This is a genomic window from Pseudomonas sp. TSRC2-2 (assembly GCF_049897785.1).
In the GTDB taxonomy this organism is placed as follows: Bacteria; Pseudomonadota; Gammaproteobacteria; order Pseudomonadales; family Pseudomonadaceae; genus Aquipseudomonas.
Genome location: NZ_JAFCWZ010000006.1, coordinates 305,110 through 327,283 on the forward strand (window position 1 = coordinate 305,110; position 22,174 = coordinate 327,283).

General features: G+C 52.4%; 15 protein-coding genes and 2 pseudogenes. 11 read left to right on the forward strand and 6 right to left on the reverse strand.

Translation table 11 applies throughout. The features are described 5' to 3' along the window. Positions 1 to 165 precede the first annotated feature (165 nt). The 5 genes from ACP7D9_RS14670 to ACP7D9_RS14690 all read right to left on the reverse strand — a co-directional run bounded on the left by ACP7D9_RS14670 (position 166) and on the right by ACP7D9_RS14690 (position 8,131). A complete protein-coding gene (locus ACP7D9_RS14670; protein ID WP_426158172.1) occupies positions 166 to 3,186 on the reverse strand; it encodes a conjugal transfer protein TraG N-terminal domain-containing protein in 3,021 nt (1,006 codons plus the stop codon). Further along, a complete protein-coding gene (locus ACP7D9_RS14675; RefSeq protein ID WP_426158174.1) occupies positions 3,186 to 4,613 on the reverse strand; it encodes a conjugal transfer protein TraH in 1,428 nt (475 codons plus the stop codon). The genes ACP7D9_RS14670 and ACP7D9_RS14675 overlap by 1 nt, the downstream gene beginning before the upstream one ends. After that, a complete protein-coding gene (gene traF, locus ACP7D9_RS14680; protein WP_426158176.1) occupies positions 4,597 to 5,640 on the reverse strand; it encodes a conjugal transfer protein TraF in 1,044 nt (347 codons plus the stop codon). Before traF ends, ACP7D9_RS14675 begins: the two co-directional genes overlap by 17 nt. Position 5,641: 1 nt before the next feature. Continuing rightward, positions 5,642 to 5,935 carry a hypothetical protein gene (locus ACP7D9_RS14685; RefSeq protein ID WP_426158178.1) on the reverse strand — a complete coding sequence of 98 codons (294 nt, stop codon included), beginning with the start codon at positions 5,933 to 5,935 and terminating at the stop codon, positions 5,642 to 5,644. A gap of 825 nt (positions 5,936 to 6,760) precedes the next feature. Further along, the gene (locus ACP7D9_RS14690) at positions 6,761 to 8,131 is read right to left on the reverse strand and encodes an IS1182-like element ISCfr1 family transposase (protein ID WP_003116647.1); all 1,371 of its coding nucleotides are present in this window, start codon (positions 8,129 to 8,131) and stop codon (positions 6,761 to 6,763) included. Between the two features lie 504 nt (positions 8,132 to 8,635). Here ACP7D9_RS14690 and ACP7D9_RS14695 point away from each other — a divergent pair. From ACP7D9_RS14695 to ACP7D9_RS14705, 3 genes and pseudogenes are all read left to right on the forward strand, one after another. Further along, the gene (locus tag ACP7D9_RS14695) at positions 8,636 to 10,342 is read left to right on the forward strand and encodes an ATP-dependent nuclease (RefSeq protein WP_023092994.1); all 1,707 of its coding nucleotides are present in this window, start codon (positions 8,636 to 8,638) and stop codon (positions 10,340 to 10,342) included. Between the two features lie 3 nt (positions 10,343 to 10,345). Continuing rightward, positions 10,346 to 11,986 carry a UvrD-helicase domain-containing protein gene (locus ACP7D9_RS14700; RefSeq protein ID WP_023092993.1) on the forward strand — a complete coding sequence of 547 codons (1,641 nt, stop codon included), beginning with the start codon at positions 10,346 to 10,348 and terminating at the stop codon, positions 11,984 to 11,986. 59 nt (positions 11,987 to 12,045) lie between these two features. Further along, positions 12,046 to 12,474, forward strand: a pseudogene (locus ACP7D9_RS14705) (IS66 family transposase); the annotation flags it as partial. Positions 12,475 to 12,779: 305 nt separating this feature from the next. Here the strand turns inward: ACP7D9_RS14705 and ACP7D9_RS14710 are convergent. Then, a pseudogene (locus tag ACP7D9_RS14710) lies at positions 12,780 to 13,064 on the reverse strand (cupin domain-containing protein); the annotation flags it as partial. A 479-nt stretch (positions 13,065 to 13,543) separates the two neighbouring features. On the opposite strand from ACP7D9_RS14710, the gene ACP7D9_RS14715 reads away from it, so the two are divergent. The 8 genes from ACP7D9_RS14715 to ureG all read left to right on the forward strand — a co-directional run bounded on the left by ACP7D9_RS14715 (position 13,544) and on the right by ureG (position 22,076). Further along, a complete protein-coding gene (locus ACP7D9_RS14715; RefSeq protein WP_023092990.1) occupies positions 13,544 to 14,458 on the forward strand; it encodes a nitrilase family protein in 915 nt (304 codons plus the stop codon). Further along, on the forward strand, positions 14,455 to 15,609 hold the full coding sequence (locus ACP7D9_RS14720) for a substrate-binding protein (protein ID WP_023092989.1): 1,155 nt from the start codon (positions 14,455 to 14,457) through the stop codon (positions 15,607 to 15,609). The genes ACP7D9_RS14715 and ACP7D9_RS14720 overlap by 4 nt, the downstream gene beginning before the upstream one ends. 13 nt (positions 15,610 to 15,622) lie before the next feature. Continuing rightward, positions 15,623 to 16,459, forward strand: coding sequence for a branched-chain amino acid ABC transporter permease (locus ACP7D9_RS14725; protein ID WP_023092988.1), 837 nt, complete (start codon positions 15,623 to 15,625; stop codon positions 16,457 to 16,459). Continuing rightward, positions 16,452 to 18,245 carry an ABC transporter permease subunit gene (locus tag ACP7D9_RS14730; protein WP_023092987.1) on the forward strand — a complete coding sequence of 598 codons (1,794 nt, stop codon included), beginning with the start codon at positions 16,452 to 16,454 and terminating at the stop codon, positions 18,243 to 18,245. Before ACP7D9_RS14725 ends, ACP7D9_RS14730 begins: the two co-directional genes overlap by 8 nt. Then, positions 18,242 to 18,949: an ABC transporter ATP-binding protein gene (locus ACP7D9_RS14735; protein ID WP_023092986.1), complete on the forward strand. Its 708-nt coding sequence runs from the start codon at positions 18,242 to 18,244 to the stop codon at positions 18,947 to 18,949. The genes ACP7D9_RS14730 and ACP7D9_RS14735 overlap by 4 nt, the downstream gene beginning before the upstream one ends. A gap of 93 nt (positions 18,950 to 19,042) precedes the next feature. Then, complete coding sequence (locus ACP7D9_RS14740; RefSeq protein ID WP_023092985.1) at positions 19,043 to 19,732, forward strand: urease subunit beta; 690 nt, start codon at positions 19,043 to 19,045, stop codon at positions 19,730 to 19,732. 3 nt (positions 19,733 to 19,735) lie between these two features. Then, the gene (gene ureC / locus ACP7D9_RS14745; protein WP_023092984.1) at positions 19,736 to 21,451 is read left to right on the forward strand and encodes an urease subunit alpha; all 1,716 of its coding nucleotides are present in this window, start codon (positions 19,736 to 19,738) and stop codon (positions 21,449 to 21,451) included. 13 nt (positions 21,452 to 21,464) lie between these two features. Next, positions 21,465 to 22,076 carry an urease accessory protein UreG gene (gene ureG / locus ACP7D9_RS14750; RefSeq protein WP_023092983.1) on the forward strand — a complete coding sequence of 204 codons (612 nt, stop codon included), beginning with the start codon at positions 21,465 to 21,467 and terminating at the stop codon, positions 22,074 to 22,076. Positions 22,077 to 22,174: the final 98 nt, after the last annotated feature.

Here is a 22,174-nt window from a genome sequence, read left to right on the forward strand (position 1 = left end):
GTAGGTAAGTTATAAGATCCCGATTTGTTTGTCAAATAGCTTTCGCCATTTTCTTTCATCCATTGAAAAAACAATGAATTGGTTACAAGAACTCGCGAAGCTTAGCGTACGATTTTTTCCGAATTCTCTATCGTCCCCTATTTACTGCTGCGGAACTGAGTACAGTCAGCGACCGACATTATCTCGCTGATTCAGCGTCAGAATGTCTGAAAGGTGACCACCAGATCCATTGTCATGTAGACCTGCCTCAACCAGCTGCTTATACATTCCATCGGACAAGTCCTTATCCATATGATTTGCAGCAGCGTAATTATCCCAGCGTTCCCTTGAGTTATCCGTTAGGCCACCAACTCTTGCGGTCGCAAATACATCTGCCTGGGCCTCATTGAGCCCTAGTTGTTCACCTTCATGCATGTACTCCTCACGGGTTGCTCGGGTGCCCAAAGCCGCTCCGACGCCATTGGAGGCCGCAGCGAGTATGCCAAACGAGGACTCACCTCGATCGTTGAGCTCGATCGCCGAACCGCGGATGCGATCAGCAGCTCTATCTGCTGCGGGATCCAATGCCTTCTTCGCGTAAACCTCAGAGTCGTTTTGCGCAATCCCATCATTGTGAGCTTGTCGAGCTGCGATATTCTGGTGAGCATCCGCAACCGCAGCTGACTTCTCCGTATTAAACCGCGAGTCAAATGCTCCAGTGTCAACCATGTGACCAGCCTTGTTTGCCTCCGACTCCAGATTGCCAACCGCCGGTGAACGCAAGTTCGCATTCTTGTCATAGTCGACAGTGGCTCCAGTCAAAGCCTCGAAGTCATGGTGTTTGGCCAGGGTATACAACGCTGCAGCGGTATTCGCACGGTTGGGGTCCAGCATTGTTTGACTGAACATCTGCTGATTCTCCTGAAACTCTTGGCCGTACTTGTTCATGGCGTCTCCAACAACGGCACGATCTCGGCCTTCGTTAATGACCTTGCCCGTCAACGAGTCAAGCTTCATATCCTCAGAGTACCCGTAGGAATTCGCCAAGCCACTAACCTTCTGATATGCCATCTGATCGTTGATGGTTTTCTGAGCCGATTGTGAAAGGCTTTCCTGGTCTGCCTTCGAAAGGCTCGAGCGATCAGCACTCTGGAAGTTCTTGGCCAGCGTCGTGCCATCAGTTTTTTGAAGAGCGCTTTTGACGGTCTCCCCCAGACCAGATGATTTGACAGCAGACAACGTATCAGCAAACGCCTGGGAATCAGACCGGGTTGACTGATCAGTACTCGAGGCTGTTGCCCCAGCACTAAGCCCAACGCCACCGCTGACACCTGCTTTGGCACCTGCAGGACCTCCATCAACGCCTGCAGCTGCAGTCGCACCAAGCTTGCCATCAACACCGCTGCTCAATGCTGTGCTCGCTATGGCCGCATCAATGTTGCTAGCGCTATACCCTTGAGATCTGAGCGAATCATACTTTTCCTGGAAACTCGCACTTTTATCCAAACCGAGTGATGTTTGAAGCGAATGCCCAATATCAGCAGCTTCACCTATAGTTTTCGAGTTATCGAGCGATCTCCCCATCGTACTCGTGAATTGCTTTGAAAAGGCCTGAGATGAGCCTTCTGACGTCGCCCTTGAACTCTGTACGGACTCGCTCAGCATAGACCCGACTGAAATGTTGCCACGCTGATTTTCCGATCCATTGATGCGTACGCCTTTATCAAAGTCGCTTGTTGCGTAGGGCGTAGTCTGCAATCCAGTTGACGGGGTTACGACATCGGGGCTGGCAATCTTCTCATTTATTTGGTCAGAGCCACTCATCCGCCCTGCGATTCCAGACGCAGCAATCGCTGTACCAGAGACCAAAAACAAACAGATCGCTGGGATTGAGGAGGCCATTAACCCCGCGACACCAATAGCCTGTTCAAGAGCAGGCCCCATCTGCTTGAGCATCTCGAACGACACCCCTGTACCTCCAACGTCGAACGACGACGTCTGGAGAATGGACTCCATAGCACTCGCGGTGGACGAAACCGTGTAAAGGTTCACAATTGCCAATGCCGGCATCCAAAGCATCATCCAGGCCAGCAACATCAAATATTTGCTGATCAGGCCAATACCGAAACCGCCCATGGTAATGAGGAACGCCATCAGCGGTGTGATGGCATAAATGAGTCCTTCAAAGAAGGTCATGAATGGCCGGACATACTTCGTAAACTGCGTCCCTTCGGCTGCCCACTGGGTGTTTTGCTGCGCCATGGCCTGTCCCATCATGACGCCATACGAGCCTTGCAGATCCTCTACTGCTTTCTGACCAGGTGCTTGGAGAAAAATTGGATAGAGAACGGAGGCCATTGTGTAAGCCCGGGCGTCGGTCGCTGACATATTCAGGGCATATAGCGAATCACCAATGCGTGAGGTCACCGCATCAGGATCGACCGACTTACCTGGACGCTTGAACCCCGCGGTAGCGATCTCGGACATGACGTTATCAGTTGCTGAGTCAGTCAGGTTAACCAGGGCTGTATGTGCGTCAGAGCAATTGAGCGTTCTACCACCAACTGGGCCATCGAAAATCTGAGTGTAATAAACACTGCTGCTAAACCGTGCAGCGGCCATTGGATCATTTGACCGGTATAGGTCGGCATAATCTTGAAGATCAGTGCCAAGCATGGGCAGCGTACATTCACGAAAATAATTAGACCACGAGTTAACCAGGTTTTTATTGGCGCCCAATCCATTGGTGAACGATGGAATGGACATCAAATTACCAGTCACTGAGCGAACTTTCATCAGAGTTTCAATCGGGTCAGCAAACCCATACTTTGTCATCGCCGGCGTGGAGAACGCCTGCTCAAAGAGGTTCGTAAGATTGTACCCAATGTTTGAAATAATCGACCCAACAGCCAAGGGACCGAGCGGGACGTTATCGACTACAGCCACATCACCGTCATAAACATCCTCAATGATCGCCCGCCCCGAAGGCCCGTACATGGCCATGTACAGCACCAAGCAAATAAGCAGTTTTTGGAATGGAATTGCAGTGTTGTTGAAGACTGCTTGAAAGCCCAGGATGAGGGCTCCGATCGCAAACCCGATTTTAGCCAGAGACTCGATATCGCCGGTGCCACAGATCATGGCAACTGAGTTCAAAACCTCCTCGAGGTAGACCGCAGAGCCAACAGAATAAATGGTGAACTCCATCAGTTTGGCCTCACAGGATTAGCGCCCATCGTGGCGATAAAATTGGGTGGCGGCATGATCTGCATACGAACCTGGTAGTCTTTGGCCATATCATTTTCGTTGCCATATTTTGAAAGCAATGACTGGTGCTCGGAGGTGAGGCGATTTCGAGATTCGGCCAAAAAGTCCTTGCTCGTTTCACCAAGCTGGTCAACCATTTTGCCTTTTTTTAGAACTTCTGAGGCCACGTTGATATACGACTCTGCAAGGGAGTGGGCGCCCTCAAGAGCAAGCATTTTGGAGTGTGCGCTAACAAATCCCTTAGCCATGTACTCGCTGTGTTGGGCAAGACGCTGAATCATCGCGGAAAAGCCTGTTTTTTGAAGCGCCCCAATAATGGCTACTTCATCAGAGTTAAATGGGCCTGCGTTATTTGCCCATTTATATACAATGCCTGGCGAGCTCGCATTACCATTAAACAGCTTCAATATTTTTTCAGCCAGACCATCGAATGAAATCTGCTGCGTCTTAATAGTCATGCAAGCATCTTCGTCACTGGAACAATCGTAGATTGGTACAGTGTCCGTTTTTTTACCCTCGACTATGTCCTGCAATGTAATAGATGTTGGCCCAAAGTACTTCGTAGTAGGAACTTTACCCTTTCCATCATCGGCATTCTCAAGCGCGGTGATGAGCACAGTGCCCGTAAAGGACATGATCATCTCGTCTGTTTGGCGTGATCCGTACTGGAAGAATCCCCTGGAATTATTTTGTGTCATAGCGCACCAAATTACGTTGCCAATGTCCTCACAGGATTTGGCTAATCCGGCGTCACTTTGCTGTTCCTTTGGAGACTTCGAGGTAAGGCTACCCGGCATGATCGAGGAAAAGGCGTCGCCAAGTCCCCCAGTAACGTTGATGTTTGCCGCTCTCATTGTCTCCTTAGACGTGAAGGAGCTGAAAGCGTCTGTGACCAGTCCTTGGGCAAGTTGGCATGAATTGGACATCAGGCTATTAATGTCCTGCATAACTTCTTGCAGGTTCTGGATGACGTTGTGGACAGTTGGCCCCATTGCATTCAGTGCCAGTTTAAACGCGTAGCCGGAAGCCACGCCGACAGCGTTAGATGCGACCGATCGCAGCGCTTGGACAAATTGTTGGGCGTTAATGAATGAGAACGAACCCGCGAACATGTCTATTCCGCCACAGCCAGCTTGGAAGGAGGGCGGTCGGAAGTTAACGACCGGTGTATTGGATATCTTGTTTCTAACTCGCAATGAACCGCCGGTAATAACACCCCGGGTAGCGGTTTCATACGCCCCAGGCTCCGTGGTGTTAGACATCGAATCGAACATGGAATCCAGTTGCGACTGAATATCAGCATATGCTCCCGACGGAGCTATGCCGATAGCCAAGGCCAGGATCATTGATTTACTGTTCATTCGCATTAGGGGTCTCCACGTCAATAGCCTTTCTTGCCAACTTGGCTTTCATGCTTTGCACAAATCTTTGAGGGTCATTGAGAAGGTGCTCATCGATTCCGTCCGAGTCATCAATCGACAGAAGTCCGTTGTCGAAAAACGGCTGCGTGCTCGCAAATGTTTTATGGTCGATGATTCCTGCGTCTCGCGTGGCCATCAGAATTCGATTGAAAAGCACGTCGAGCGTAATAGCGCCGTAGCCAACGATCGCTGTGCCCTGAGGAGGCATGGCTAAAGCGAGGGCAGGGGTCTGGAAGATCTCAAGTTTCTTGGCCTGGCCATCGTCCACTCGATAGTCCGGAAACGCATTGTTATCCAGCGGCCCGCCATCAAGCGAAACTGGAATGATGTTTATGCCAGTCGAAGTAGTGAGTGATTGCAGGACGTTTGCCTGTTCGGCACACAGCATGCAGTTAGATTTGAAGAAAAAGAAAACTCCGACGCGGTCAGCCAAGCTGCGAAGTACCTTATCTTTGTTTGCCGTTACTTCGCGATTCATAGCATTTGCTGCATACGTCGCGACTGGACGCCGACTATCTTCGTCCAGGAAAGGATCTTTCATGATTGCACGCGAAGATGCCTCAGAGAACCGCGACGCTTTGTCCATCATTACGCGTTGAAGGTAGTAATACGCCTGAACGTTTGCATCCGTCGGGTTGTCGATGGCTCGGTCACGGTACTTCGGCAGGTTCTTTTTAATCCAGGCAACACTGAACACCTCTGGACCTTTAGGGACCGGAGGTTCGATTTTCTTTTCTTCCGGAGGAGCCGGCTGTGGAGGAGGTGGCGGAGGCGGGGGAGGAGGCAACTCCTTCTTTGGCTCCTCTTCTTCCTTAGGTGGGTCCTTGTACCAAAACCATCCTTCAGCCTTTCCCTTGTAATAGCTGCTGCCGCCGGCAGTTGGTAGGGAAGATTCTTCTGGCTTCTCGCTTGCGTTTACGCTGTGTGCAAACACAGATATGAACGCAACGCCCAAAAGTATTGTGGGTCTCACGTCAAACCCCCTTATCAAGGAAGCTTGCGACTGACTCAGTGCGATATACCCAGAACCGTCCAGACTTTTTACGGGCAGGGTAGATCGCCTTGACCCACCCCAAATGCTGATAGTCGGTCGCCCCGATTTTTTTCCGGAAATAGGTCACCGAATAGTTCAACTCAGCGGCGACCTGAACAACGGACATATGATCGCCATACATACGCATAAGGCGCTGTAGGGTGGACTCGTTCTTTTTCTTGCTGCCAGCTGCGGCAGTCGACTGTTGGCCGCGACCTCGCGAGATCTGAAGCATCTCCACTCCACACATTGAAATCTGATGTTTCAATGCTAGGGAATGAGGTCTTCGAATAGCGGCCAATTGGGCCCAATCTGGGGGGCAGTAATTTTCAGCGGGCAAAGCCAAGGAGCGGTAATTTTGCTGCAGGTTCTATAACCATTAAGGTCCTAGGACGCGCAGCTTTCCTAAGCGGAACGTAAGCACAACCCACCCTTTTTTCAACGCAGCCCCAGTGCAACATCAATCCCGCGAATTACAAGAAGATCTCCTGGCCCATGGCGCATGCGGCTATATCAATCGCTCGTCAGTGTCCCAATCCAAAAGCCAGATTAGACAGTTCCCGCCAGCCGGCACGGGGACTACGTGTTCTATTTTTCAGAATAGTGCAATCCTAATTATTAGGCTGCTATCGGATTTAACAAAGGAGGTCGTTTCGCCCGGTGTTGCTTTCTCGGCATAGTCGTAAATAGCATCATTGCTGGTTATTCGGAGATTCGTGACTGAAGCTGCTGTTGCAGCGCAAACGACCCTCACTGTTGCAAATTTTTTGTAACAGATAAATTGCACCAATTACCGCTGTGCCTAGGGCACCTAGCTTTTAGTCAATTTTTACGGGGTGTGGCGATCCCGGCTCGGTGGACCGACCTAAAGCTGCGAACTACCAAAGGCCGCAATCGGCCGATTCTGTTGAAAAAGTAGGTTTAGCGGCGGCCTGCCGATCAGGTGTGCCTGCTGTCGAAGTGGCTGCAAGCCACTTCAGGTTGCCTTTCGGCGTTTCGCTGAGCGTCCTTGCTCAGGCCTGAGGGTTAATTTGAAGGTTTCTGCTCTCAGCAGGCGTACCTATCCCGTGAGCGGTGGCCCTTGAGGCAAAAGCTTGGCCATGCGTCGCAGGTTCTGCACCGCCGCCGCCAAAGTGAATTCGTCAGTGGCACCTGTCAGGCCGCGCAGTCGTAAACGATCGAGTTTCATGATCCGTTTGAGGTGGGCGAACAGCATCTCCACCTTCTTTCGTTCGCAGCGAGAGACGAGGTATTCCGGTGTCTTGGCGATGCGCCTGGCCACATCGCGGGCAGCCTCATGGATACTGCGGACGATCTTCCGATTCGGCGTGTTGGGGCAGCATTTCGCTTTCAGCGGACAGGTAGTGCAGTCGGTTTGGCTGGAGCGATAAATGATGGTGTTGGCCTTGGTCACCCGCGATCTTTTCTGGGTGAAGGCGCGCCACTCACTGCGTAGTGGTTTGCCGGCTGGGCAGCGGTATTCATTGGCCTCCTGGTTCCAGTGGAAGTCGTTACTGGAGAGGCTGTCGTCCTTGCGCTCAGTCTTGTCCCACACCGGCACATGCGGCTCGATGTCCTTTTCTTCGACCATCCAGGCCAGCATCGGGGCGGTGCCATAAGCGGTATCGCCGATAAGGCGTTCCGGTGTGAGATCGAACTGAGCTTTGACACGCTCAACCATCGTCCTAGTCGAATCGACTTCGGCGGTACGGTGCGCCGGGGTAGCTTCCACGTCCATGATCACACCGTGCTCAGTGTCGATCAGGTAATTCGTGGAGTAGGCAAAAAAGGCCGGCCCACCTGGCGCTGCTGTCCAACGGGACTGAGGATCTGTGAGCGAAATTTTCTTGGGAAGAGCCTCAGCCAGCGCCTCTTCATCAAGGGCTTCGAGGTACTCGCGCACTGCGCGGCTGCTGAGCTTTGGATCGTTCCAATCGACCTCATCTCCCGCTACCCCACGTTGCCGGCTGGCATCCGCCTTGATGATGCTAGCGTCGACGGCAAAACCTTCGCCCTTGACTAGGCCGGCTGCCATGCAACGCCGCAGCACCTCATTGAACAACCAGCGGAACAGATCGCTGTCACGAAAACGCCCATGGCGATTCTTCGAGAAGGTCGAGTGATTGGGGACTTCGTCTTCCAGACCCAGCCGGCAGAACCAGCGATAGGCCAGGTTCAGGTGCACCTCTTCGCACAATCGCCGCTCGGAACGAATGCCATAGCAGTAGCCGACGACCAGCATGCGCACCATCAATTCCGGGTCAATCGAGGGGCGTCCGATGGGACTATAGAAGTCCGCCAGGTAGGCGCGCAGATCACTAAGATCCAGGCACTGGTCGATGCTGCGCAGGAGGTGTTGAGCCGGGACGTGATCTTCTAGGTTGAACGAGTAGAACAGGCGCTGCTGTCCTCCCGGTAACTGCCCCATCATGCTGTTCGCCCCCACGCTCGCTGACAGAGCAATTTTGCCAACGGCATGGAGAGGCCGCTACTTTTTCAACAGAATCGGCCAATAGCGGTCACTTGCAAAGAGCCGCTACCCAATGGGAGCGCTCATAAAGTGTCTTCGGATCCAGGGTTGATTCAGTCCTGAGCAGCCTGTATTAATCCCTTCGCATTATTTAGCACTGTTTGGAGACCACCTTGGCTAGGGAGATCGGGGCGACGGCGTTGACTCCTTTGTTAGCGGCACTACATTTGCCACGTTCAACCTGCTGGTGCTCAGTAGAAGTCAGACGGGCCCCCTCACCTCTAACACCCTCTACACAGTGACAGCTGGCTCCAAAGCAGCTACCGGCTTCGGTCTGTTGGTGTGATGCTCCCTTTGGCCTAGATTCTTGCTAGGCAGCGTCATCTTCACGTGACATTCTTTCGCCACCATCGCTAGCCTTATCTGCCATATGAATGGAATGGCTCTCGTAGACAAGGGAAACAAATGGAAATTGAGAAAATTTCAATAGTCGGCTTTCGAAACTATCTAAACGCCACGATAAATTTCAACAAGAGCACCTTGATAATCGGCGCAAACGACAGTGGCAAAACCAACCTAGTTCACGCCATGCGCCTGCTTCTAGACAAAAGCTTGCCAGAAAGCGAATTGGAGCCCTCAGAGACAGACTTTCATTTCGAACCAGGCGGTAAACAATCCGAAACCATTTCCATAGACATTCATTTTAAAGAGGTCAAGGAAGATGCCGTATTGTCCACGCTAAAGGGCAGTGTGGGGGAAGATGAAAAATGCGTCCTTAGGTACTCTGCAAAGCGAGGTGATCTCAGCTACTCACTTTATTGCGGCCCGGATAGCGATGAGCTTGATGAGATTGCTGGCCGATTTTACTTAAAGTATCTTAATTTAAGATATGTGAAGTCGCAAAGAGATCTAGAAAAATTTATTAGCACAGAAAAGAGACAACTCCTCAAGATCTCTCAAGAAAATCGCACCAAAAAAGAGGCTGAAGAAGATAAAGCAAAACTACAAACTATCGAAAAAAGACTGACCACCATCAACAAGCATGTTCGTGAACTGCACTATGTCAAAGGTGCTACTGACGCGGTGAACAACGAACTATCTAAGCTTTCACATAACTTATCTGCGTACTCTGTACACCTTGATTCCGGCGCCATAGAAACGCAGCAGTTCATCGATAACCTCAAGCTTGGAGCGAGTGCGGCAGGTTCAAGAGTATCCCTTGGGGGAGATGGGAGGAATAATCAAATTCTTCTTTCACTCTGGAAGGCAAAAAGCGAACGAGAATTCGACCCTGAAAGTGAAGTGGTTTTTTATTGCATCGAAGAGCCGGAAGCACATCTTCACCCCCATCAGCAAAGAAAACTAGCCGACTATCTCATATCTGAACTACCCGGGCAGACCTTCATTACAAGTCACTCCCCACAGATCACCGCAAGATTCTCTCCTGAGTCAATCGTTCACGTTAAATCAAAGTCCGGAAAAAGCTATGCTGCAAGCAATGGATGTTCGAAATGTATCAATACTGCATGGGACAAGCTTGGCTATCGGATGAGCATTCTCCCTGCGGAGGCTTTCTTTGCCAAAAGCGTATTCCTCGTAGAAGGCCCATCCGAGCAACTGTTTTATACAGAGCTAGCCAAAGCCCTAGAAATAGATCTTGATTATTACAATATCTCCATCCTTAGTGTTGATGGAGTTCAGTTCAAGGTTTATGCCAGCATTTTAAACGCAATGGAAATCCCCTGGACAATCAGAACAGATAACGACATCTCGGACATCACGAAAAACAAGAAGCCGTACAAGAACCTGGCTGGTATTAACCGGTGTCTAACCCTAGCAGGTCTAAAAAAGATAGATCACGCGCCGGCCACCACGACTCACGCCGATCTTATGAAGAATGGGCACTGGAGTGGGTGCTCAAGAAAGGTTAATAAAAAGGGAATTTTTCTATCCAAGATAGACCTAGAGCACGACTTATCAGAAGAAATGCCGGACGAGTTACTCAATTATTCTGCTCGCCCTAACCTACCTTTGGCCATAGCCTACCTACAGGATAAGAAGGCTATTAGGATGCGGGAATTTCTTAGCAAGTACAGCGAAAGGCTGGTAAACATAGGGCACGGAGAAATCGCACGCGCTCTGCTCCATTGCTTAGAACAGGCAAAGGAGTGAGCAATGATCAAATTAACCAAGCAACAAATAACCGCGATAGATCATTCGGGGAACCTGATTATCACAGCCTGCCCTGGCAGTGGAAAAACAACAGTAATATCAGAAAAAATCAGAAACGAACTCGAAGATCTGAAAAGGCATCAAGGCGTTATAGCCATTACCTTTACACGAAAAGCCAGCAAGGAATTGGCGCGCCGGTGTAATCGTGGTGGCAAAGAAACCAAATCAAGCTTCTTTGGAACCATTGATGCATTCTGCCTCTCGGAGATCATATTTCCCTTTTCCAAGTTCATTTTTGGCTCCAGCCCTGATAATTTGGTGCCAAAGTTCAAGAATGAACTATCAGAGGAAGAAATCTCAATAATAATTGAGACCGCAAACCAGCTTGGTGAGCTTGGCGCGGAGAACATAGATGATTACATGCCGGCACTCAAGGAATTGTACGATTTGGGGTGTATCTATTTCCCAAGCATACCCTTTTTGGCCAGCCACATAGTGAAAAATTCCAAATCTTGCCGTAATTACTTGAAAGCTCGGTACACAACGGCTTACATAGATGAGTATCAAGACTCATCTTCAGCACAACATGATTTATTCCTCTTATTACTAGATATCGGAATTCGAGGCGTTTGCGTTGGCGATATTCAGCAATCAATTTATGGCTGGCGAAAAAGCAGTCCTGAGTTTTTAAAGCAACTCATTAATTTGCCCACCTTTAATCACCTTACAGTATCAACCAACCATAGATGCCATCCTTCAATTTCAAATTATGCAAATCGCCTATTTGATGAAGACTTCGAGGTTGAGCAGGGTGAAGAACTTCGAGTGTATCAATGTGAAGTGGAGGGAGCCGAACTAGATGTCGCTTTAAAGCTTAACAACATCATACCGAGTATTATAAAAAAATACCCTGTCAAGAATCTCTCGGATGTGGCAGTTCTTGTCCGCTACAATAAAGGTCTGGAGCGAATAAGAGAGAAGCTAGCTATCCCTTGCAAGATATACACAGAGGATGACCTCAGTGGAATTGAGTCAAAAACCTCCCAGCTATGGGTTATGCTGCTCGAATTCAAATTCGACAAAAGCATGCTGGTAGATGACATAGTGAATTTATACAACCCAGCCGGCGATATCCGTCGCGACCGATTGAAAGCGCTTAGGGATGCAGTTAAGAGTGTTAGAACCGTTGCGCTCGAAGATCTTGCAGACACGCTTTTAGCAGCATCTCAATTGTTACTTGACATCCCGGCCACTAAATTTGAAGTAAACGCACTTAGGAAGATAATAAATGACCCTGAATTGTTAAACCAATACCTGCCGGCTACTGACGATCAAGTCCAGTGCATGACTCTTCATAAATCCAAAGGCCTTGAATTCGATATTGTCATCCATCTTGATTTAGTCGAATGGGTCTTTCCCAAGCGCGTGCCAGGCGCAAACTACAATGATCGAGTTTACCCAGATTTAGAGCAGGATTTGAATTTGCACTACGTGGGTATCACTAGAGCCAAGAATGCATGCGTACTAATTCACACTACACAGAGGATCAACTCACTTGGGGCGGTTAAACGAGCAGACCCATCTGCTTTTTTGAGCTTACCCGGCCTTGATGAGCTATACAAAATAGTTGATAGGAAATGGTAGTGCGATGTGCTCAGCGAGTCGGGCCAATCTCCGAGCTAAACGCCTTCATTCTCCGTTATGAACGCCTGAGCGCCCGCCAACAGCGCAGTCAACCCGTGCTCGACCAGCTCAAAGCCTGGCTCGACAAAGCCCAGCCGCAGGTCGCCGGACAGACCTCCCTGGGCAAGGCGGTGAACTACTTGGCCAACAACTGGAGCCGCCTGGAGCGCTACATCGAAGGCGGAAACCTGCCCATCGACAACAACCGCGCCGAGAACGCCATCCGCCCGTTCGTCATCCGCCGCAAAAACTGGCTGTTCAGCGACACACCCAAAGGCGCCACGGCCAGCGCACAGATCTATAGTCTGATCGAAACCGCCAAAGCCAATGGCCAGGAGCCCTACGCCTACCTGCGCCACATCCTTGAGCGCCTGCCTCAGGTCAACAGCGTCGAAGGCTACGAAGCGCTGTTGCCGTGGAACTGCTCGCCAGCGCCAGCTGCTTCCTGAAAACAACCCCGTCCGCTAGGACGGGGTTTATGGAGCGCTTACTGCCCGTACGGCTCTTCTTCGTAACGCTGTGTAGAGTGGATAGCAGTGCATCCGAGTTTTCCAAGCTCTTCGGCAACCTTGGAGACGCAAAACAGTTTTAAGGAGTTTTTATGCCCGTCCCTTCCGCAGTTTGGAACAGTATCAAATCCGACATGCATGCTGTAGCGGCCTTGACCGAACCATGTATCGGCGAGTGCGCTCACTGTTGATGATGAAGTACTCGATCCGGCGACGGTTGCTCAAGGCGCCGAAGGCAGCAAACATTATAGCGCCAACAGCGAAGCTTTATTAGAGATTGGCCCATCGTCGATAAGCTTGTTCCTGCGGCCGTAGGTCGGCAGCCTCATATGCCGGTTCGCATCCTTGTACAGCAGATAGCGGAATGGGCCTGGACCACCAGCGTAGCAAGCTTGCGGACAGAAGGCGCGCAGCCACATATAGTCGCCGGCCTCCAACTCGACCCAATGCTTGTTCAGCAGGTACACCGCCTTGCCTTCCAACACGTATAGGCCGTGCTCCATTACATGGATTTCGGCAAAGGGGAGCATGCATGTAAACATTGTCAACTTCCTGCCCGGTGGGGTGGGATACCTTTGAATGCCCTAAGAAAGGAAAACTGGCGACGGCGCTGCCGTTAGCCCAGCTCCTCGCGCAAGATGCGGTAGAGGTCGTACGCCGTGCATCTTCTGAACGCAACCTTTCCCATCAATGTGCCACTGCGGTGCGTCGCTTGACCTAAATCGGCGCGGCTACCGAGGAAGGCGCAATCGAAACAGCGTATCGTTTCCCGTACTTTCGGTCGTAAAGCCCCCAAAAACCAAGGATGTTTAATTCGCTTACCAGGGTGGCACGCCCGTTGCTTATGTCAGGAGCGCGCAGCTATCGTTCTGATTCGTTTGATATATCGGTTGGCGAAATATTCATTGATCATCCCGGAAATCAAATATCCCTTATGAAGCGGTAGCGGTTGTGTTCTGGTTTTGTAGTGCGCTATTTCGGCGCGCGACCGGTCGGAGGAGCTGATCTGATGCTTAGTCCCCTTGGTCACTCTGGTCCCGACCAGAGCCCACAAAAGCTGAAAATTGCCTGCATCCAGTTTGAACCAAAGTTTGGCGAGGTCGAGCACAACGTCACACGCAGCATCGACCTGATTGAGCAGGCTGCCGGCTACGGCGCTCGCTTGATAGTTTTGCCAGAGTTATGCAGCACCGGCTATATCTTTCAGTCGCGGGAAGAAACTCTCGCATTATCCGAGCGTGTGCCTGAAGGGCCTACTACTAATGCCTGGGTCGAAGCAGCTCGCCGGCTAGAAGTGACAATCGTTGCCGGGCTAGTAGAGCGCGACGGAAATTGTCTCTATAACAGCGCAGTTATCATCGACCCTTCAGGCGTGCTAGGGGTTTACCGCAAGCTTCACCTATGGGCAGATGAGAAGCTCTATTTCAAGCCGGGCGATCGTGGTCTACCCGTGTTCGATACTCTAGTGGGCCGGATCAGTGTCGTTATTTGCTACGACGGTTGGTTCCCTGAGATGTTTCGTCTGTCGGCCTGCCAAGGTGCAGAGATAGTATGTGTGCCAACCAACTGGGTGCCCATGCCAGAGCAACCGGCAGGCCACCCAATAATGGCAAACATTCTTCATATGGCCGCGGCTCACAGTAATTCGATAGTCATTGCATGCGCTGACAGGGTGGGCATTGAGCGTGGGCAACGATTCTTAGGGAATAGCGTAATCATCAATCGTTCAGGCTGGCCTGTAGCCGGGCCGTGCTCTGAAAGTGAAGAAAAGATCCTCATCGGGGAAGTGGATATGGACCCTAGGTGCGAACCCAGCTGGAACAGTGTCAATCACCCGCTAACAGATAGACGAACAGATGTATACGGCGAGAATTTAGGCGCAGATATCCAGATTAACCTGGCAAAGTTAGAGGCAGAGCGATGAAAATACGTACACTTTTACTTGGTATCGGTCTCTCGGTGGGAGCTTCAGCATATGCAGCCGAACCTATAAAAATAGGTATACCAGTAGGTCTAAGCGGCGCAAACAGTGTCGTTGCACCTTCGGTCGTCCAAGCCTCGGAGTTAGCTGTCGAGGAGATAAATTCGCAAGGGGGAGTCTTGGGTCGTCAGCTGCGGCTTGAAATTGCTGATGACGGATCAGGAGCTCAAGGCGCTCAGCGCGCCTATGACAGTCTCGTTTTTCAACGGAAAGTTGACGGCATTGTAGCAATGGAAACTACGGCTGCCAGAAATGCCGGCTTACCAATCGTCAATCGCGGCAGGGTCCCCCTCATCTACACATCATTTTACGAAGGGCGCTCATGCTCTCCTTGGATGTACATCAATGCCTGGGTGCCAGAGCAGCAGGTCGCCCCGGTTGTCGACCATTTTATGGCCGAGAACGAGGCCAAGAAGTTTTTCCTGATTGGCAGCGATTATGCCTTTGGTCGCGGCATGCTGCAGTACACTCGAGAGTACGTCGAGAGTAAAGGAGGCAGTGTGGTGGGCGAGGCGTACTTGCCCATGGATGGATCAGATTGGACCGCAATCATTTCTCAACTACGTTCGGCCAATCCGGACGCCTTGATTACGTCAACGGCCGGCGGCGCGCCAAACGTGACGCTCACCAGGCAGCTGCGCGCTGCAGGTATCTCGATCCCCTATGGTAACTACGCCCTCGATGAAGGCACAGCCAAAAGCATGGGTGATAACGCCGAGGGGATATACATCGTCGCATCTTACCTCTCAAGCCTAGAGACCGATGCGAATAAAGCCTTCCTTGAAGCGATCGAGAAGAAGTTCGGAAGCAGCGCCGAGACGCCGAACGAGTTGTCGGTGCCGCAGTACGAAGCCATATATGCGTACGCGGCGGCTGTCGAAAAGGCCGGCTCGACTGATTCTACTGCTGTTATACAAGCGCTAGGGGAAGTGACTGTGGAAGGGCCCCGCGGCTCCGTCATCATGAATAAGCAACGTCATGCGTCGCTCAATATGTATTTGGGCCGCGTCGCTGCTGATGGTTCAGTTCAGCTCGTCAAATCGTTCCCAAAAGTTGACCCGGGCGAACAGTGTCCGCAATTCGCTAACAAGTAACGGGAGACACAACGTGGAGGCTTTAGCGCTTGACATTTTGACGACTGCCGCAATTTTGTTCGTGGTTTCGACGGGCCTCATGATCATCCTCGGTGTAATGAAGCTCATCAATTTTGCTCATGGAGCATTTTTGACCACTGGCGGATACATAGCTTATCTTGTCGGCGCTGCTGGCCTCAACCCATGGCTCGCTGTCCCGGCGGCGGCCATCTTGGGGCTCTTGGCGGGGCTCGTGATTGAACGAACTATTATCAGACCGCTTTATCATCGGCCGTTGGATGCGATATTGGCCACATGGGGACTAGGCATTGTTATCGGGCAAGTATTTGCATTGACTTTCGGGCGGGGCGTGCAGTTCGTGCCCTCACCGATTCTAGGTACGATAGATGTTTTTGGAAGTGAATACTCTGGATATCGGCTGGCCATGCTAGCTATTGCCATAGTGTTGGCAGTTGCGCTTAGTGCTTTGTTGAGCTTCACCCGCTTCGGATTGAATGCACGTGCAGTCATTGCCAATGAACCGCTGGCTAGGGGCTTAGGTATAGATAGCGCGAATGTTCGATCCATAACTTTCGGCTTGGGTGCAGGACTAGCGTGCGCAGCCGGAGCGTTAATCACCCCATTGCTCTCGGTCGATCCAAACATGGGACTGCCTTGGTTGGTGAATAGCTTTATGCTAGTGATGATTTCGGGCGTTTCGTTTCCGAGCTTGTTGGTCGCTTCGCTGCTACTTGGAGGGTCGCAGGTCCTTGTCAGCACTTACATCAGTCCCATTCTCGGCGGCATGACTATCGTTGTTCTTGCTGCACTGATTCTGCGTTTAAAGCCGAAGGGGTTTAGCCGTGCCTGATAATCGCCTTTCTATGTCTTACACACATCGTGCTGCATTGATTGGGTGCCTTTCAGGCTTGGCCATTATCGCTGTAGCGCCGCTCTTCCTCGATGTCTATCTAACAAATATTTTGATCCGTACATTGTTTGTTGCGGCAGTGGTGATGACTGTCGACATACTTTGGGGGTATACGGGTGTTCTAACATTCGGTCAGTCGGCCTTTTTTGGCATTGGAGCTTATGCCTGCGGGCTGATCTTCACCCATTACGGATTCGGCCCTGGATGGGCACTTGCCGCGCTAGCTGTTGCGCTTGGCACGGCTGCAATCGTTGCTGCTGCTGTTGGATGGCTGGCTTTCTTTCATGGTTCATCGCCTCTGTATTCTTCCATAATAACGCTAGCATTGCCCATTGTGCTGACCCAGATAATATATTCAGGAGGCAGCTTTACGGGATCATCGAGCGGGCTTTCAGGATTCCCAACATATTACTGGGACTTGAAAGTTTGGTTCTGGATTGCAGGGGGCTTTTTGGTGCTCACGACTACGGCCGGCTGGCTTTTGGTGCGTAGCGATTTTGGTAGGGTCCTCATAGCCATACGTGAGAACGAAGAGCGTAGCGCCTATCTGGGTATCCCCGTCTCTCGCATCAAGACTATGTTGATGGTATTCGCCGGCATGGTGGCGTCTGTAGCGGGCTTCGGCTATGCGGCTTTCTCCAATGTTGTTGCTCCCGAAATGGCAGGATTTCAGCTGGGCACGGAGCTACTTATTTGGACCGCACTTGGCGGGAGGGCCACGTTACTGGGGCCGGTCTTCGCGGCGATCGGGATCGATACAATCTCCTCATGGCTATCCGGCGCTATGCCTTTTGTCTGGAAGCTTTTGACAGGCGTCGCTTTTGTTTTGGTCATTGTGCTCCTGCCCCGAGGGCTGGCGCCGTTGATAGGCGCATTATGGCGTAAGCTAAGGCCCAAGCATGTCCCGAAAACTCACGCTATCAGGCTTAACCCGGCGCCAGCGGGCCGGATGCTGCAAGCATCTTTCGGAGATGCGCCGCCCCTATGCCTGAGCCAAGTATCTCGTCGTTATGGGAGCTTACAGGTCCTGCGTGATGTGAACTTGGATGCGCACGGCACTGAGCTGCTAGGAATTATTGGACCCAACGGGGCTGGTAAGACGACATTGATGCGTTGCATTAGTGATGGCAACGAGCGCACCGGCGGTGCTGTTCGAGTCAACAACGTCGAAATAGCGCGGGGATCGCCCCAAGATATCGTTGGACTTGGGGTGGGACGCAGTTTCCAGAATACAAATCTATTCGACACTCTAACCGTCGGTGAATGCCTCCAGTTGGCTCGTTATCGAATCGATGGTGCAAAGTTGTTCGACAGGCGCGAAACCGTTTCGCTTCCCCAGCCAGCGCTAGACATTCTGAAGACCACGGGCCTCGATAAGATGCTAGCGGAGGAGACGCGCAACTTATCGCACGGAATGAAGCGGGGACTGGAATTGGCGATGGTGCTGGCAACTGAGCCGTCAGTACTCCTACTTGACGAGCCGACTGCAGGCTTGACCCGGCCTGAACGCATGGCCATCGGCGCGGTGCTCACGCGCCTGACGCAGGAATTCGGCTTGTGCATTATGCTTATAGAGCATGATCTCGACTTCGTGCGTGCTATCTGCAATCGAGTGGTCGTTTTGCATCAAGGTGCGATCTTGATGGAAGGGACTGTTGAAGAGGTAGTGGCGTCGGACTTGGTTAAAGCTGCCTATACAGGCCTACAAAAGGAGGCGGTAGCATGAACCAAGAGCTTCTGAGCGTCGAGGGGCTCACCAGTGGTTACGGCACAGCTGCTGTACTGCGAAACATTTCACTGAGCGTTTCCAAGGGCGAGATAGTCGTTGTGCTAGGAAAGAACGGTATGGGTAAGTCCACCCTGCTGAAAACAATCATGGGCTTCGTAAGTCCGTTCAGCGGTACTGTCTCGCTGGACGGGGATGATGTTACGAACATCCGACCGCACATGATGGCACGCTCCGGTGTGGCTCATACCCCCCAAGAGCACACGCTTTTTCCCGATCTGACGGTCGAAGAGAATCTCCGGCTGGGCGTAGCTTCGAACCGGCTTTTCCACGAGCGCCTGCCTTCTCTCGAAACCCTTTTCCCCCGAATGCTCGAGCGCCTAAAACAGCGGGCCGGAACGTTGTCTGGGGGCGAGCAAAAGATGCTGTTGATGTCGCGTGGCCTAATCGCCCAGCCAAAGTTGATGCTTATTGACGAAGTCAGTGAAGGGTTGCAGCCTGCGATGGTCGACCGCATGGGCGAGGTCCTTATCCGAGCACGGGATGAGCTGGGCATTGCGGTCTTGCTTGTGGAGCAGAACCTCGACTTTGCGCTGTCGGTCGCTAATCGCTTTATGGTGCTCAAGCTCGGCGAGATTGTAGAACAAGGGGACGTTGAGGATGTTGTCTCGACCCAAACTCTCTCGAATCACCTGGCCGTTTGACCGGCATTCGCGACGGACCATGTGGTTATGGTTCCAAAACGGCCACTACGGTGTTAAAGGCGCAAGCAGGCCGACCAAGACAGGAAGAGAATGATGCGTTTACTGCCCCGTGAGGTGGATCGACTTCTTTTGCGCCAGGCTGCTGAACTGGCGCGATCGCGCCAGGCGCGCGGCCTTTTACTCAGCGAGCCCGAGGCACGCGCGATTATTGCGGATACCGTCTGCGAAGGTGCGCGCGGAGGAGGTACGGTTACCGAGATGGTCTCGATCGCGTCCGGGCTGTTGACTGAAGACGACGTGATGGAAGGGGTATCAGAGCGCCTCGATGCAGTCATGGTCGAGGGTTTCTTCCCGGACGGTCAAAAGCTGGTTTGCATACACGACCCCATCGGCCCAGGCAAATCCACTGTCGCTGGCGCGCCTCACCGGCCCCGCTGGCGCCTGGGTGAGCAGCCGGTGATAATCAATACGGATCGGCCAACGGTGACCTTGCGTGTCCAAAGCACCGCGGACCGGCCCATTCAGCTTGGATCGCACTATCACTTCTTCGAGGTCAATCCAGCCCTGCGCTTCGATCGTGCCGCCGCCTACGGGTTCCGGCTCGACGTCCCAGCTGCAACCACGGTGCGCTTCGAGCCGGGAGACACCCGCCTGGTTGACTTGGTGGCTATTGGGGGAGCCCGAGTTGTATATGGTCTGGCAGGCCTAGTGAACGGGGCCTTGGATGACCCAACAGTGCGCTCTGCCGCGATGATCCGGTTGGAAAGTTTTTTACAGGAGTAGGGTATGGCTCAGTCTATTGAGCGCTCTAGATATGTATCACTGTACGGTCCTACGGAAGGAGACTGCGTACGGCTAGGCGACACTGGCCTTTGGGCGAAGGTGGAGCGCGATTTCTGTGTAGGGGGCGATGAGTTAGTCTTTGGCGCGGGCAAGACGGTACGAGGGGGCACCGGTTGTGACGGTGTGCTGACCGCTGCCGACGGCATTTTGGACCTGATCATAACCAACGCTCTGATCATCGACGCCGTTGCGGGCATCATCAAGGCCGACATCGGCATTAAGAATGGCCGGATCGTAGGAATCGGCAAGGCTGGCGACCCCAATCTTATGGATGGCGTAACGCCAGGGCTCACGGTGGGCGTGAACACGGATGTCCGGGCCGCGGAAGGACATATCGTTACGGCGGGCGGAATCGACTGCCACGTGCATTTTATTGATCCGGGACAGGTGGATGAAGCTCTTTCGGCGGGGTTCACCACGCTGATGGGAGGAGGGCTCGGACCCACTACGGTTCCCATTGCGTCGACAGGCACAACTAACCTGGGGCTAATGCTCCAAGCAGCTGAGGCCTTTCCGATAAACTTCGGTTTCATTGCAAAAGCGGCCTCGCATGCCGTCGAGCCTCTGCTCGAACAGCTTGCTGCAGGCGCAGCGGGTTTGAAAATCCATGAGGATTGGGGCGCGACTCCGGCCATCATCGATGCCGCCTTGAAGGCCGCGGAGATCGGCGGTGGGCAGATCCACTTGCACGCAGACACTCTGAACGAATCAGGATTTGTAGAGCACACTCTGCGCGCCATGGCCGGACGGTGCATTCACGCCTATCACGTCGAGGGCGCCGGGGGTGGGCACGCGCCAGACATCATCCGCATGTGCGGCATATCGAATGTACTGCCCTCATCTACGAACCCTACGAATCCATTCACCATCAACACGTTTGATGAACATTTCGACATGGCGATGACGAGCCATCATCTCAATCCACGTTTGCCTGAGGACGTGGCGTTTGCGGAAAGTCGGATTCGAAAAGAAACCATTGGCGCCGAAGACGTTCTGCACGACATGGGAGCGATCAGCGCGATCGGTTCCGACAGCCAGGGGATGGGGCGCATCGGTGAAACCATCGCTCGCTGTTGGCAGCTTGCTGACACCATGCGCGAGTTACGGGGCGCTTTGCCCGAGGATAGCGGCAGCGGTGCGGACAATTTCCGAATTCGTCGCTATATCGCCAAGTATACTACCAATCCTGCCCTTATGTTCGGCATCGCAGATGAAGTGGGCTCGATTGAGCCTGGAAAGCTCGCAGACCTTATTTTTTGGAAGCCGGACAGCTTTGGCATCAAACCGGAACTAGTATTGAAATCTGGCTTCCCTGTCTGGGCTCCCTTGGGCGAGGCTAACGCTTCTCTTATGACCTGCGAACCTGTGCGTTATCGCCCGATGTGGGGGTACTTTGGTCGCGCTCCGCAGTCACTCGGCGTGCGTTTTGTCTCTCCATCTGCCATCGCAGCCGGGGTGGCCCAACGACTCGATTTGAAAGCTACCTTGCGTCCAGTGGCCGACACGCGCCGTCTCACTAAACGCGATATGGTGCTGAATGATGTGTTACCTAAAATTGACGTCGACCCTGAAAACTTTCGGGTTTACATCGATGGACAGGCCATCGACAGCCCTCCCACATCGCAGGTCTCTCTCGGCCAATCATATATGTTGAAATAAGGAGTGCAAACCTTTGACTGCAGTGCGTTTAGGTTTCGGAGGGCCGGTAGGCAGTGGCAAGACGCGCCTGGTCGAGCGATTGCTCCCCTTGTTCGCCGCGCGAGGAATCTCTGTCGCCGTGATCACTAATGATCTGGTTACTCACGAGGACGCAGAACGTGTTCAGCGCTCCGGCCTCATCGATCCTGAGCGTGTTCTTGGGGTTGAAAGCGGGGCTTGCCCGCATACTGCTATCCGCGAGGACCCTTCGGTAAATCTTGAGGCAGCAGCTTGGCTGGAGCAGCGCTTTCAGCCTGACGTGATTCTCATCGAAAGCGGGGGAGATAATCTAGCCGCTACATTTTCTAGCGAGCTCGTGGACTGGTGGGCTTTCGTCATTGATGTTGCCGGCGGAGACGACATTCCTCGGAAGAATGGGTTAGGCCTGTTAAGGGCAGACCTGCTAGTCGTCAATAAGATTGATTTGGCACCTCATGTCGATGTCGATATGACGCGCTTCAGAGCGGACGTAGCCGCAGCACGTTCCGATCGCGCTTCAGTATTTACCGATCTGCGAAAAGGCGAGGGTGTGCAGCTCGTTTTTGAACAAATTGTCCATAGCGCGCTGTTTGGGCGGAAACCCTGATGGGCGACGGAGTGCTGTCGTTGCGCTTTGCTCGTGATCGACATGGTCGAACGCGACTTGCTGCACGACAACAGCGCTACCCGTTGACGACTACCGCC